The sequence below is a fragment of the Streptomyces sp. SCSIO 30461 genome (genome assembly GCF_037023745.1).
Lineage (GTDB): Bacteria > Actinomycetota > Actinomycetes > Streptomycetales > Streptomycetaceae > Streptomyces.
In genome coordinates this window covers 7,625,835-7,638,228 of record NZ_CP146101.1, presented here as the reverse complement: position 1 = coordinate 7,638,228, position 12,394 = coordinate 7,625,835, and the positions used below count along the sequence as shown (strand labels likewise).

Here is a 12,394-nt window from a genome sequence, read left to right as displayed (position 1 = left end):
CGGGGGTCAGTCGGTCGTGCGCTCGTTGCCGTCGGCAGGCCTTCCGGGTCCCCCGCAGCCCGTGCCGTCCGTCGCCGGGAGCCTGAACAGCGCCCATACGACCTTCCCGGTCACCGGACCAGCCAGCGGCTGCCAGCCCCAGCTGTCGCTGAAGGAATCCACGAGGAAGAGTCCCCGGCCGCATTCGGCCGAGTCCTCCGCCTCGGACGCCACCGGACTCTCCTGGCTGGGGTCGCGTACCGCGCACACCAACCGCCCTGTCCAACGCATCAGATGCAGCCGCACCGGCTGCTCCTGGCCTCGTGGAGCGTCCACGGGCAGGGCATGCCGCAGGGCGTTGGTGACGAGTTCGGAGACCACCAGGGCGACATCGTCGAAGCGCTCGCTGAGGCCCCATGCGGCGAGCGTCCTGCTTGTGAACGTCCGTGCGCCACGCACCGCTTCATAGCGGGGCGGCAGAGTGCAGGAGGCCGAACTGGAGGCGTCTGAGGCGTCGATCGGTGGAGGGCCCTGCCGTAACGGCTCGAGCATGGTCGATCCATTCGTCCCCATGCGAGGCACTCCCGGGAATCGCGGCTGTGGCGCTACAACACGAACGAACACGAACGAACACGAACGAGTACGCAGGTGCGCGAGCTCCATGGTTCCCAATGCGGTAGGCAGATGCAAGGGCAGATGCACGTGCACGCGCCCGTCCTGTCCTGCCCCGTGCCGGTTCACTCCGCTTTCTTCTTGTGGGCTTCCGCGCGCCGTTCCCCAAAGGCTTCCCATTTCCGTAATCGATCGAGTACGGGGTGGAGCGTTTGATGGCAGAATCCGGGACTCGGGGCGCGGGGGGCTCCGCGACACAGCAGCGTTGGGAGGGTTGGTAGACGTGACGCCAGGGGAGTCCTGGGGGTACCCCCAGTCCGAAGGCTCCGGGGGTGGGTCGGTCGTGCGCCGCATCCTGCTGGGCTCACAGTTGAGACGGCTCAGGGAGTCGCGCGGCATCACGCGCGAGGCGGCCGGCTACTCCATCCGCGCATCCGAATCCAAGATCAGCCGTATGGAGTTGGGACGGGTGAGCTTCAAGGCCAGGGATGTCGAGGATCTCCTCACTCTCTACGGAGTCACTGACGACACCGAGCGCGATTCGCTGCTCGCCCTCGCCCGTGAAGCCAACGTGGCCGGCTGGTGGCACAGTTACGGTTCGGTGCTGCCCGGCTGGTTCCAGACGTACATCGGTCTTGAGGGAGCGGCATCCCTGATCCGTATCTACGAAGTCCAGTTCGTGCACGGACTTCTGCAGACCGAGGCCTACGCGCACGCGGTCGTCTCGCGCGGTATGCCGGACGCGCCCGTCGTCGAGATCGACAAGCGGGTGGCGCTGCGTCTTGAGCGTCAGAAGATCCTGGTCTCCGAGCGCGCCCCTGGCCTGCACGTCGTGCTGGACGAAGCGGCCCTGCGGCGCCCCTATGGCGATCGGGGCGTGATGCGGGGGCAGTTGAGGCATCTGATCGAGGTGTCTGAGCAGTCGAACGTCACCGTCCAGGTGATGCCGTTCAGCTTTGGCGGCCACGCGGGAGAGTCCGGGACGTTCACCATGCTGCGTTTCCCCGAGTCCGATCTCTCGGACCTCGTCTATCTGGAGCAGCTGACAAGCGCGCTGTATCTGGACAAGCGGGAGGAAGTCGCCCAGTACGAGCGGGTGATGGGTCGGTTGCACGAGGAGTCGCCGGGGCCCGACGAGAGTCGTGACCTGCTGCGCGGACTACTTCAACTCATTTAAAACGACAGTACGATGAAAGGCCGACAGGCCGAAAGTTCTGATCTGCCGACGCCCACAGCGCCCATAGAAGTAAGGGATCGCATGTCCTTCTTCACCGACCTGGCCCACCAGTACATCGACGGCGAGTGGCGGACCGGCAGCGGCTCGTGGGACATCATCGACTTCAATCCGTACAACGGGGAGAAGCTCGCGGCGATCACCGTGGCCACCGTCGCCGAGGTCGACCAGGCCTACCGGGCGGCCGAGCGCGCCCAGCGGCCCTGGGCCGAGACCAACCCCTACACCCGCCGACTGGTATTCGAGCGGGCCCTGCGCATCGTCGAGGAGCGCTCGGACCGGATAGCCGACGCGATCGCCGAGGAACTCGGCGGTACCAGGCTCAAAGCGGCGTTCGAGATCCACCTCGCCAAGGAGTACCTGCGCGAGGCGATCCGGCTCGCGGTGCGCCCTGAGGGCCGGGTGCTCCCGTCCCAGACCGACGGCAAGGAGAACCGCGTCTACCGGCTGCCCGTCGGCGTCGTCGGGGTGATCACCCCGTACAACTTCCCGTTCCTGGTGACCCTCAAGTCGGTCGCACCCGCACTCGCGCTCGGCAACGCGGTGGTCATCAAGCCCAACCAGCACACCCCGGTGGTCGGCGGCGGCCTGATCGCCAGGATCTTCGAGGACGCGGGGCTGCCGCGGGGACTGCTCAACGTCCTGGTCACGGACATCGCCGAGGTAGGCGACGCGCTGATAGAGCACCCCGTGCCGAAGGTGATCTCGTTCGCGGGATCCGATCGGGTGGGCCGCCATGTCGGAGCGGTAGCGGGCCGCAACTTCAAGCGCTGTGTCCTGGAGCTGAGCGGCAACAGCGCGCTGGTCGTCCTAGACGACGCCGATCTGGACCACGCCGTGGACGCGGCCGTCTTCAGCCGCTTCCTCTACCAGGGCCAGGTGTGCACGGCCGCCAACCGCATTCTCGTCGACCGTTCGGTGGAGGCCGCGTTCACCGAGAAGTTCGTCGCGAAGGTGGCGGCGCTGCGCACCGGCGACCCCAGAGACCCGGAGACCCAGATCGGACCGGTCATCGACAGCCTCCAGGCCGAGTCCCTGGCCGGTCTGGTGGACCAGGCGGTGGCGGACGGCGCCACGGCGCTGGTGCGGGGACGGGTGCGAGGCACGCTGGTGGAGCCGACCGTGCTCGCGGGCCTGCCCGAGCAGTCACCGCTGCTGCGCCAGGAGATCTTCGGACCGGTGGCGCTGCTGGCGCCGTTCCACGGTGAGGAGGAAGCCGTACGGATGGTGAACGACAGCCCGTACGGCCTGAGCGGAGCGGTGCACACGCGTGATGTGGGTCGGGGTGTGCGCTTCGCCCATCGGATCGAGACCGGGATGTTCCACGTCAACGACTCCACGGTCCAGGACGAGCCCCTGGTCGCCTTCGGCGGCGAGAAGCTGTCCGGGCTCGGACGGCTCGGCGGCGATGCCACGGTGGAGGCGTTCACCACTCAGAAGTGGATCTCCGTGCAGCACGGCCGTACGAGGTTTCCCCTCTGAGGACCAATACGCGTGTCCCCTGCACGTCGAGGACAGAAGCTGACCGCAAGGGTCCGTAGCTTGGTGGGTGTCAGGCAGAGCAAGGCACAGGCACCACCGAGAGGCGCACACCATGGTCACTCATGTACCCGCGGAGACACACGGCGACGAGCGCGGCGCGCTCCTGAACTTCGTCGAGGCACAGCGCGGAGCGGTCCGCCGGTCCGTCATCGGCCTGACCGAGGAGCAGGCGGCAGGCAGGCCGAGTGCCAGCGAGCTGTCCCTGTCCGGGCTGCTGAAGCATGTCGCCGAGTGCGAGCTGAGCTGGCTGCGGATGGCACAGGAGCAGCCCAACGAGCGTCAGCGCGACGAGAAGACCTGGGCCGACGGCTTCCGGCTCACCGAGGGCGAATCGATTCCCGAGATGCTGGCCTTCTGGGACATGGTGGCCAAGGAGACGGAGGAGTTCATCCGCTCCGTGCCCAGCCTGGACGACACCTTCCCGCTGCCGCCGGCGCCGTGGTTCCCGAAGGACGGCCGGGTCTCGATGCGCTGGATGATGCTGCACCTCATCGAGGAGATCGCCCGGCACGCGGGCCACGCGGACATCGTGCGGGAGTCGCTGGACGGCAGGAGTTCCTTCGAGCTGGTGGCGGCGGAGCGCGGCGGGAGCTGGGGGTAGCCGCGCCGCTCGACGTGTGGGAGGCGCGCCTCTGCCACACGCTGTAGGCATGAGCAACGATGCGCATGAGGCGTTCCGCCCCACTCCCGTCGTCGTCCTCCCCGTGGCCGCAGGCGATCCGCCGTTCCGGATCGTGGAGATCCACGGGGAGGTCGCGGGGAGCGCCCACGACATGCTGGATGTCATCAGGCTGGCCCATGGCGCCGGGCTGGCCCGTATCGACCTCGACGATCCCGCGGACGTGCGGTGGGTCGGGGGCGGCAAGTACAAATGGGTCCCCTGAGGCAGGCGCTCCGTGCGAGGGCACCCTGAAGGTGTGCGCCCGGACCGCTCTACCCTGGTCGAAGTCGAGTGGGTGGGCAGGAAGGGTGCGGGTGCTGATGTCGGCGATCCGGCTGCTGGTGCTCGGGGCCGTGCGGCAGCACGGGCGGGCGCACGGCTATCAGGTCCGCAACGACCTGGAGTACTGGGGCGCTCACGAATGGTCCAACGCCAAACCAGGGTCCATCTACCACGCGCTCAAGCAGATGGCGAAGCAGGGCCTGCTGCTCGTCCATGAGATCGCGCCGTCCACGGCGGGCGGTCCGCCGCGCACCGAGTACGAGATCACGGAGCCGGGCACGGTCGAGTACTTCGCACTGCTGCGTGAGGCGCTGACGGCCCACGACCAGAAGCCGGACATGCTCGCCGCGGCGCTGGGCTTCATCGTGGACCTGGAGCGGCGCGAAGCGGTCGCGCTGCTCAGGGAGCGGGTACGCGGTATCGAGGAGTGGCGTGCTTCGGTGACCGGTTACTACCTGCCCCCCGAGGGCCCCGGCGGACTCGGGCACATCGGCGAGATCATGAACATGTGGCTCCATTCCGCTGATGCCGGTGCCCGCTGGACGCGCGGTCTGATCGAGCGGATCGAGGGCGGGGCGTACTGCTTCGCCGGAGAGGGCGAGCCCTTTGTTGGCGTGCTCGCGGAGGGGCAGCGGAACCCGTACGCGACAGGAACCCCGCACGCGGGCGACCACTCTTGATCCCAGCCCCGTACGCGGGCGACCACAGTCGGCCGCCGCCCCGCTCCGTGTGGGGCCGCTTCAGTGGTGGAAGCCGGTGGCAGCCGCCTTGTCCTTGCTCAGCGGTGCGCTCTGCTTCCGCAGCCCGGGCAGGATCCGCCCCAGGTCCTCCATCAGCAGAGCCGCCAGGTCCGCCGAGAAGCCGTTGCGGCAGACGAACCGCAGCACCGACAGATCCTCCCGGTTGGGCGGGAAGGTGTACGCGGGCACCAGCCAGCCGTGCTCGCGCAGCCGCCGCGCCACGTCGAACACGTCGTAGTTGGTGATGCCCGGCGCTGTGGCGACCGCGAACACCGGAAGCTGGTCTCCTTGGGTCAGCAGCCGGAAGTCACCGAGTGCCTCGATCTTGCGCGCGAGGGACTGCGCGACGTCCCGGGTGGTCTGCTGCACGGCCCGGAAGCCCTCTCGGCCCAGCCGCAGAAAGGTGTAGTACTGCGCCACCACCTGCGCCCCCGGCCGGGAGAAGTTCAATGCGAACGTCGGCATGTCGCCGCCCAGATAGTTGACCCGGAACACCAGTTCCTCCGGCAGGTCGTCAGGCGAGCGCCACAGTGCCCAGCCCACCCCGGGGTACACCAGCCCGTACTTGTGCCCGGACGTGTTGATGGACGCCACTCTCGGCAGCCGGAAGTCCCAGACCAGGTCCGGGTCCACGAAGGGAGCGAACATCGCCCCTGACGCCCCGTCGACGTGTACGGGGATGTCCAGACCCGTGCGCTCCTTCAGCGCGTCCAGTGCCTCGCAGACCTCCGCCACCGGCTCGTACGAGCCGTCGAAGGTGGAGCCGAGCACGGCGACGACACCGATGGTGTTCTCGTCGCACAGCTCGGCCGCGGCCTGCGGGTCGAGATGGAAGCGTTCGCCCTCCATCGGCACCAGCCGTGGCTCCACCTCCCAGAAATTGCAGAACTTGTCCCAGCAGACCTGCACATTGACGCCCATGACGAGATTGGGCTTGGCGCCGGGTCCCGGATAGCCGTCGGCGTTGCGCTTGGCCCACCGGCGCTTGAGGGCCATTCCGGCCAGCATGCAGGCCTCGCTCGAACCGGTGGTCGAACAACCGACCGTGGTCGAGGGATCGGGTGCGTGCCAGAGGTCGGCGAGCATCGCCACACAGCGCCGCTCGAGTTCGGCGGTCCGCGGGTACTCATCCTTGTCGATCATGTTCTTGTCGCGGCACTCCGACATGAGCTTCCCGGCCTCGGGCTCCATCCAGGTGGTGACGAAGGTGGCGAGGTTCAACCGGGAGTTGCCGTCCAGCATCAGCTCGTCGTGGACCAGTTGGTAGGCCGTCGTCGGCGGCATCGGGCCGTCCGGGAGTGAGTGCTTCGGCGGGGCCAGGGTCATCGACCCGGTCGGGTCGGCTTCCCCGTAGAAGGGGTTGAGCGAGAGCCTGCGTCGCTCCTCGCTCTCCTCGCGGCCCGTGCCGCCTTGGTGCAGTGGTGCCATGTCCATCGCCTTTCCGATGTCGACAGTCGATGTTCAACGCAGTGAGGAGCCGTGCTGGTCCAGTTGCATCTGAGGGCGCCCTGTCACCAGCAGCCAGGCGGGCAGCACGGCGACGCACAGCAGCGGGAACACATGGGGGTCGGCGGCGAGGAGGGCCGCGGTGAACAGGCTCAGCCAGCCCTGACGGGTGACGGCCAGCAGGATGCCCAGCACCGAGCAGACCACCCCGAGCGTCGGATGCACCGCAGGCACGAGTGCGCTGACGCCCAGACCGAGCGCGACCCCGATGAACACCGAGGGGAAGATCCGTCCGCCGCGGAAGCCGCAGGAGGCGGCGACGGTGAGCGCAGCCAGTTTGACGAACGTCATCACCGCGAACTGCCCGGCCGTCCAGCCGGACGGGTCGGAGGCCAGCACCTTCATCTCGGACAGGCCCTTGAAGAGCGTCAGGCTGCCGCCCAGCGTCCCCAGCAGTCCGAGCACCAGGCCGCCGGCGGCGACCATGGGCACCGGGTGCCGGAGCCGGCGGAAGGCCGCGTGGACGTGCGGGAACGCGTAGACCGCCGCCAGACCGACCACCGCGCCCAGACAGGACACCAGCAGCGCGGCCGGGATGTCGTGCCACCTCGTGCCCGCCAGCTTGGGCAGGTCGAGGTCGAAGGTGGGGTGGGCGATCAGCACGGTGGTCATGGCACCGGCGCCCCCGGCGATCAGCGGGGCGAACAGCTTGTCCCACAGCGCGCCGGGACCCGGCCGGGCCGCCAGGCTCTCGGTGAGGATCAGCGCGGCGGCGACGGGGGTACCGAACAGCGCACCGACGGTCCCGGCGGCGGCGAGCGCCGCCCATGTGTCGGCCGGAGTGCCTCGCATCGCCATGCCGCCGAGCCAGGCGGCCAGCGCGATGTTCGCCATCGTGATCGGGTTCTCGGGGCCGAGGCTGACTCCGCCGGCCAGTCCGAGCACGGCGGTGAGCAGCAGGCTGGGCACCACCAGAGGCGGCATGGGCGGATCGACGAGCCCCACCGTTGCCGGATCCGGGCCGGCGTGGCCCGGCACCTTCCACACGACGAGCCCGACCGCCAGTCCGGTGGCCGTGAGCACGACGATCATCCAGAGCGGCGAGTAGGACCCCACGCCGAGCGCGCCCGGCACCACCGTCCACAGGAGCTTCTTCAGCTCCTCCGAGACCTTCGTCAGCCCGAGCAGCAGCAGGCTCGAACCGACGCCGACGACCAGTGCGGGGATGATCAACGGCAGCAGCACACGGGCCGGGGTGGCCGGCACGGCCTGATCGGGCGTGGTCACGGGCTCACGATATCGGCGATATCGGCTTAAAACGGACTAACGCACTCAAGGTGGTGGCTTGCACCTGACGTGGCGTGAGGGGCCAGGCTTGGGCGTGTACCAGTTCGAGAGCGGGAAGCAGGACGCGATGAGCTATTCCGTGGGCAGGGTCGCCGGCCTCGCCGGGGTGACCGTAAGGACACTGCACCACTACGACGAGATCGGGCTGCTCTCACCGAGCGGTCGAAGCCACGCCGGTCACCGGCGCTACGACGACTCCGATCTCGACAGGCTCCAGCGGATCCTCTTCTACCGGGAGCTCGGCTTCCCGCTCGACCAGGTCGCGGCCCTGCTCGACGATCCGGATGTGGACCCGCAGGAGCATCTGCGGCGCCAGCACGAGCTGCTGACCACTCGGATCACCGAGCTCCAGAAGATGGCCGAGGCCGTCGAGCACGCCATGGAGGCGAGGAAGATGGGCATCACGCTCACACCGGAGGAGCGGTTCGAGGTCTTCGGCGACCAGGACCCCGAGCAGTACGCGGAGGAGGTGGAAGAGCGCTGGGGCGGCACCCCTGAGTACGCCGAGTCCCAGCGGCGGGCCGCCCGTTACGGCAAGGACGACTGGCAGCGGATGCAGGACGAGTCCGCGGACTGGGGCATGCGCTATGCCGCTCTCATGACGGACGGTGAGCCCGCGGACGGCGAACCCGCGATGGACCTCGCGGAGGAGCACCGCGGCCACATCACGACATGGTTCTACGAGTGCACATACGAGATCCACCGGTGCCTCGGGGACATGTACGTGGCGGATGCGCGTTTCACCGCGGTCTACGACGCGATCAGGCCGGGGCTGGCGGAGCACTTGCGGGACGCCATCCACGCGAACGCGGCGCGCGCGGCGTCCTGAATCCCCGGGGGTGAGAACGCCCCGGCGCCGGTGGCCCGGAGCTCGGGCGGTGGGCGCCGGGGTCGTTCACCCGTCGGTAGACCCGGGCCTGCCCCTCAAGACTGAGGAGCGATCACCACGGCCGTGCCGTAGGCGCACACCTCCGTGCCGACGTCGGCCGCTTCCGTGACGTCGAAACGGAACATCAGCACCGCGTTGGCCCCGCGCGCCCGCGCCTGCTCCACGAGGCGTTCCATCGCCTGGTTGCGCGTCTGCACGAGGGTCTTCGTGAGGCCCTTCAGCTCGCCGCCGATCATCGACTTGAGGCCCGCGCCGATCTGGCTGCCCAGATGCCGGGAGCGCACGGTCAGCCCGAAGACCTCGCCGATCACCTGCTGGACGGTGTGACCGGGGACGTCGTTCGTTGTGACAACCAGCACATCCGTGTGCGCGGTCTGCCCGCCGCCGTAATCATCGATGCCCATGGGGCACAGCTTCGCTGCCGCCCGCCCGTTCCGCATCCGCAGTGGGCCGCCGGAACCAGGCGTCACCCGGATGCGTTGGTAGCTTTGACTCAGCCGACCGGCGAGCCGGCTGAGGTGCCGCGTGCCGCCGAACCGCCTATCCACATCACAGGAGCCCGGACCTCGTGAACACTCTTGCGCTCGGACCGAGCTGGCTGGACCCCGATTATCTGATCACCACATTCGGTCTGATCGGCGTACTCGTCATCGTCTTTGCCGAGTCCGGCCTGCTCATCGGGTTCTTCCTGCCGGGCGACTCCCTGCTGTTCACCACGGGCCTGCTGGTCACCACCGGCAAGATCGACATGCCGCTGGGGGTGGTGTGCACCCTGATCGTGTTCGCCGCGATCATCGGAGACCAGGTCGGCTACCTGTTCGGACGCAAGGTCGGACCGGCCCTGTTCAAGCGTCCGGACTCCCGGCTGTTCAAGCAGGAGAACGTCGAGAAGGCGCACGACTTCTTCGAGAAGTACGGCCCGAAGTCGCTGGTCCTGGCCCGGTTCGTGCCCATCGTGCGGACGTTCACGCCGATCATCGCCGGTGTGAGCCGGATGAACTACCGCTCGTTCATCACGTTCAACATCGTCGGCGGTGTCCTCTGGGGTGCCGGTGTGACGCTGCTCGGTGCCGCGCTCGGCAAGGTCGACTTCGTTCACGAGCACATCGAGATGATCCTCATCGCGATCGTGCTGATCTCGGTGCTGCCGATCGCCGTCGAGATCCTGCGGGCCCGCTCCCAGGGCAGGAAGCAGGCCGCCGCGGCCTCCCCGACGGCGGGACTGGCGGGCGGTTCGGACGACCAGCCCACGCAGCGGGGTCGGCACGCCAAGCGCTGAGACCGCGGCCGGACAGAACCCAGGGGCCTGGGGCGTGTTGCGAAAGTAGCTCCGTCCAGCCCGCAGGGCGGGTCAGGAGGGACTTTCGCAACACGCCCTAGAAGCCGCGCGTCCGCTTGGCCGCGCGGCGGCGTCCCGCCGCTGCCGGGCTGCGCAGGAACAGCCGGGCGACCTCGCCACCGAGGTTCACCCCGATCGCGATCGCCAGGGCCAGCGCCGCCGCCCGGGCCAGTGAGACGAAGCCGGCGTCCATGTTGCTCTGCGCGATGTGCAGCACCCCGAAGTACGTGGCGCTACCGGGCAGCAGCGGACCGATCGCCGCCGTCACATACGGCAGCGACGACGTGTGCTGGAGCCGTGCGAGCAACTGCCCGAACAGGCCCACCAGACCCGCCGCCACCGCCGTCGCCATCACCGAAGAGCCCCCGGCCGTCAGCGCGATCGCCGCGTAGACCACCCACGCCACCCCGCCGTTGAGTGCCGCGATCAGCACCGTCGACCGGTCCTGCTGGAGCAGCACGGCGAAGGTCAGGCACAGCATCATCGACGCCAGGATCTGCACCACCGGCCGCTCGACCGTGCTCAGTGCCCCCTCCGGGTTGAGGTTCGCCTCGAACTGCACACCCACATACAGCATCGTGAGCACCCCGATGACGATCGCCACGAAGAAGTACGCGACCTCCAGCAGCCGGGCCGACGCGGTGATGTAGAAGCCGGTCAGCCCGTCCTGCACCGCCGCCACCAGGGCCCGCCCCGGGATCAGCGCGAACAGTCCACCGGTGATCACCGCGGACGGCTGGAGCCCGGCGTGCAGCGCGCTGAGCGCCACACCGATCGCCGCGGGCGGCATCGCCGCCACCGCGAACTGGTAGAACTCCGGCAGCCCGCGTCCCGCGCACAGCCATGCCAGCCGGTCGCCGAGCATCGCGCCTGCCGCCGCCGCCAGGAACACCAGCACACCACCGCCGACCAGCAGGGACGCGGACCCGGCCAGCACTCCGGCGGCGGTGGTCAGCAGCCAGCCGGGGTAGGGGTGGCGGTTGCGTCGGATCTCCGCCAGCCGCCGGTAGGCCTCGTCCAGCCTGATCTCGCTGTCCTCGGCGTTGATGTCCGCGACCAGCTGGTAGACCGCGGTCAGCCGGGTGTAATCCGGGACCCGTCGGCGTACCGTGCGGTTCGCCGTCACCGGATCGTCCACCAGCGAGGGCAGATACGTGAGCGAAAGCAGCGTGAAGGTGACGGTGGGTTCGCAGTGGTCGAGACCGTACGAGCTGGTGATGGCGAGCATCGCCGCCTCGACGTCCTCCGCGCCCTCGCCTCCGGCGAGCAGCAGCTCGCCGATACGCAAGGTCAGGTCGAGTACGCGCGGCACGGCGGGGCCCGAGTCGTCGTGCCGCTGCACCGACTCCGGGGCCGGGCGCTCGCTCACCGGGAGCCGGATCATCGTCCGCATACGGTCCTGCCACGGCGCGTCCTTGGACAGCTGCACCGCGGGGGTTCCGTAGGCGGGAGTGAAGACCGGGGGCGCGTCGCTCGCCCGGTACGTCGACGGAAGGGTGAAGGCCGAGCCCTCGGGGGCGGCCGGGGGCTCGGGTGCCATGCCCTCGGGGATGGCGAACTCGGAGGACGGATGGTCCTCTTCGGGAGGACCGAGCGGCGTGTCCACGCCCTTGGGCGGGGCGAACGCGCTACGCGCCTCGTCCGACTGCGGCTTGCGGTCCTCCGCAGTACCTCCCGGCTCCGCCACCACCGCTCCCGGTCTCCTCTCGCTCAGGCTGCGGTCAGTACGTCAGTACACCAGTGGGCCAGTATGCGACGGGCGGTGCACCCCCGTGGGAGTGCACCGCCCGTTGAGGCTGTCGGCGGACGCGTCAGTGCGCGCCGCCCTGCGCCTCAAGGCGCTTGAAGGAGGCCTCGATCTCCGCCTCGGCCTCGGCGCGGCCGACCCAGTTCGCGCCTTCGACGCTCTTGCCCGGCTCCAGGTCCTTGTAGACCTCGAAGAAGTGCTGGATCTCCAGGCGGTCGAACTCGGAGACGTGGTGGATGTCCCGCAGGTGCTCCACGCGCGGGTCGGAAGCGGGCACACACAGCAGCTTGTCGTCGCCGCCTGCCTCGTCCGTCATCCGGAACATACCGATGGCGCGGCACTTGATCAGACAGCCGGGGAAGGTCGGCTCGTCCAGGATGACCAGGGCGTCCAGCGGGTCGCCGTCCTCGCCGAGGGTGTTCTCGACGAAGCCGTAGTCGGCGGGGTAGCTGGTCGAGGTGAAGAGGCGGCGGTCCAGACGGATCCGGCCGGTCTCGTGGTCCACCTCGTACTTGTTCCGCGACCCCTTCGGGATCTCGATGGTGACGTCGAACTCCACGGGTGGCACTCCTCCAT

At 68.9% G+C, this 12,394-nt stretch carries 13 protein-coding genes; 7 read left to right on the top strand and 6 right to left on the bottom strand.

Annotated elements, in window-relative coordinates; all coding sequences use genetic code 11:
- Positions 1–6: 6 nt before the first annotated feature.
- Positions 7–552: an ATP-binding protein gene (locus V1460_RS34340; RefSeq protein ID WP_338677487.1), complete on the bottom strand. Its 546-nt coding sequence runs from the start codon at positions 550–552 to the stop codon at positions 7–9.
- A 382-nt stretch (positions 553–934) separates the two neighbouring features.
- Between V1460_RS34340 and V1460_RS34335 the strand changes: the two genes are divergently transcribed.
- The 5 genes from V1460_RS34335 (at position 935) to V1460_RS34315 (ending at position 4,990) form a co-directional block, all read left to right on the top strand.
- Positions 935–1,768, top strand: coding sequence for a helix-turn-helix transcriptional regulator (locus V1460_RS34335; protein ID WP_338677486.1), 834 nt, complete (start codon positions 935–937; stop codon positions 1,766–1,768).
- Between the two features lie 81 nt (positions 1,769–1,849).
- Complete coding sequence (locus tag V1460_RS34330) at positions 1,850–3,307, top strand: aldehyde dehydrogenase family protein (protein WP_338677485.1); 1,458 nt, start codon at positions 1,850–1,852, stop codon at positions 3,305–3,307.
- 112 nt (positions 3,308–3,419) lie between these two features.
- The gene (locus tag V1460_RS34325; RefSeq protein WP_338677484.1) at positions 3,420–3,968 is read left to right on the top strand and encodes a DinB family protein; all 549 of its coding nucleotides are present in this window, start codon (positions 3,420–3,422) and stop codon (positions 3,966–3,968) included.
- 49 nt (positions 3,969–4,017) lie between these two features.
- The gene (locus V1460_RS34320; protein WP_338677483.1) at positions 4,018–4,251 is read left to right on the top strand and encodes a hypothetical protein; all 234 of its coding nucleotides are present in this window, start codon (positions 4,018–4,020) and stop codon (positions 4,249–4,251) included.
- 97 nt (positions 4,252–4,348) lie between these two features.
- Positions 4,349–4,990: a PadR family transcriptional regulator gene (locus V1460_RS34315; protein WP_338678340.1), complete on the top strand. Its 642-nt coding sequence runs from the start codon at positions 4,349–4,351 to the stop codon at positions 4,988–4,990.
- 60 nt (positions 4,991–5,050) lie between these two features.
- Here the strand turns inward: V1460_RS34315 and V1460_RS34310 are convergent, their stop codons facing one another.
- Together V1460_RS34310 and V1460_RS34305 are read right to left on the bottom strand one after the other, a co-directional pair.
- Entirely contained in the window at positions 5,051–6,478 is a 1,428-nt protein-coding gene (locus V1460_RS34310; RefSeq protein ID WP_338677482.1) for a glutamate decarboxylase, read from the bottom strand.
- A gap of 33 nt (positions 6,479–6,511) precedes the next feature.
- The gene (locus V1460_RS34305) at positions 6,512–7,741 is read right to left on the bottom strand and encodes an ion channel protein (protein WP_407077652.1); all 1,230 of its coding nucleotides are present in this window, start codon (positions 7,739–7,741) and stop codon (positions 6,512–6,514) included.
- A 169-nt stretch (positions 7,742–7,910) separates the two neighbouring features.
- On the opposite strand from V1460_RS34305, the gene V1460_RS34300 reads away from it, so the two are divergent.
- A complete protein-coding gene (locus V1460_RS34300; protein WP_338678339.1) occupies positions 7,911–8,672 on the top strand; it encodes a MerR family transcriptional regulator in 762 nt (253 codons plus the stop codon).
- Between the two features lie 95 nt (positions 8,673–8,767).
- Here the strand turns inward: V1460_RS34300 and V1460_RS34295 are convergent, their stop codons facing one another.
- Positions 8,768–9,136 carry a YbjQ family protein gene (locus V1460_RS34295; protein WP_338677480.1) on the bottom strand — a complete coding sequence of 123 codons (369 nt, stop codon included), beginning with the start codon at positions 9,134–9,136 and terminating at the stop codon, positions 8,768–8,770.
- Positions 9,137–9,300: 164 nt separating this feature from the next.
- Between V1460_RS34295 and V1460_RS34290 the strand changes: the two genes are divergently transcribed.
- Positions 9,301–10,011 carry a VTT domain-containing protein gene (locus V1460_RS34290; protein ID WP_338677479.1) on the top strand — a complete coding sequence of 237 codons (711 nt, stop codon included), beginning with the start codon at positions 9,301–9,303 and terminating at the stop codon, positions 10,009–10,011.
- Between the two features lie 97 nt (positions 10,012–10,108).
- On the opposite strand, the gene V1460_RS34285 is transcribed toward V1460_RS34290, so the two are convergent.
- Together V1460_RS34285 and V1460_RS34280 are read right to left on the bottom strand one after the other, a co-directional pair.
- The gene (locus V1460_RS34285; protein WP_338677478.1) at positions 10,109–11,761 is read right to left on the bottom strand and encodes a threonine/serine exporter family protein; all 1,653 of its coding nucleotides are present in this window, start codon (positions 11,759–11,761) and stop codon (positions 10,109–10,111) included.
- 121 nt (positions 11,762–11,882) lie between these two features.
- Positions 11,883–12,377, bottom strand: coding sequence for an inorganic diphosphatase (locus V1460_RS34280; RefSeq protein ID WP_017949744.1), 495 nt, complete (start codon positions 12,375–12,377; stop codon positions 11,883–11,885).
- Positions 12,378–12,394 lie beyond the last annotated feature (17 nt).

What these genes read in the sequence shown, in the direction of transcription:
- V1460_RS34295 (WP_338677480.1), bottom strand. Translation starts at nt 9,136, where the DNA reads ATGGGCATCGATGATTACGGCGGCGGGCAGACCGCGCACACGGATGTG.
- V1460_RS34315 (WP_338678340.1), top strand. Translation starts at nt 4,349, where the DNA reads ATGTCGGCGATCCGGCTGCTGGTGCTCGGGGCCGTGCGGCAGCACGGG.
- V1460_RS34340 (WP_338677487.1), bottom strand. Translation starts at nt 552, where the DNA reads ATGGGGACGAATGGATCGACCATGCTCGAGCCGTTACGGCAGGGCCCT.
- V1460_RS34330 (WP_338677485.1), top strand. Translation starts at nt 1,850, where the DNA reads ATGTCCTTCTTCACCGACCTGGCCCACCAGTACATCGACGGCGAGTGG.
- V1460_RS34310 (WP_338677482.1), bottom strand. Translation starts at nt 6,478, where the DNA reads ATGGCACCACTGCACCAAGGCGGCACGGGCCGCGAGGAGAGCGAGGAG.
- V1460_RS34320 (WP_338677483.1), top strand. Translation starts at nt 4,018, where the DNA reads ATGAGCAACGATGCGCATGAGGCGTTCCGCCCCACTCCCGTCGTCGTC.
- V1460_RS34300 (WP_338678339.1), top strand. Translation starts at nt 7,911, where the DNA reads ATGAGCTATTCCGTGGGCAGGGTCGCCGGCCTCGCCGGGGTGACCGTA.
- V1460_RS34325 (WP_338677484.1), top strand. Translation starts at nt 3,420, where the DNA reads ATGGTCACTCATGTACCCGCGGAGACACACGGCGACGAGCGCGGCGCG.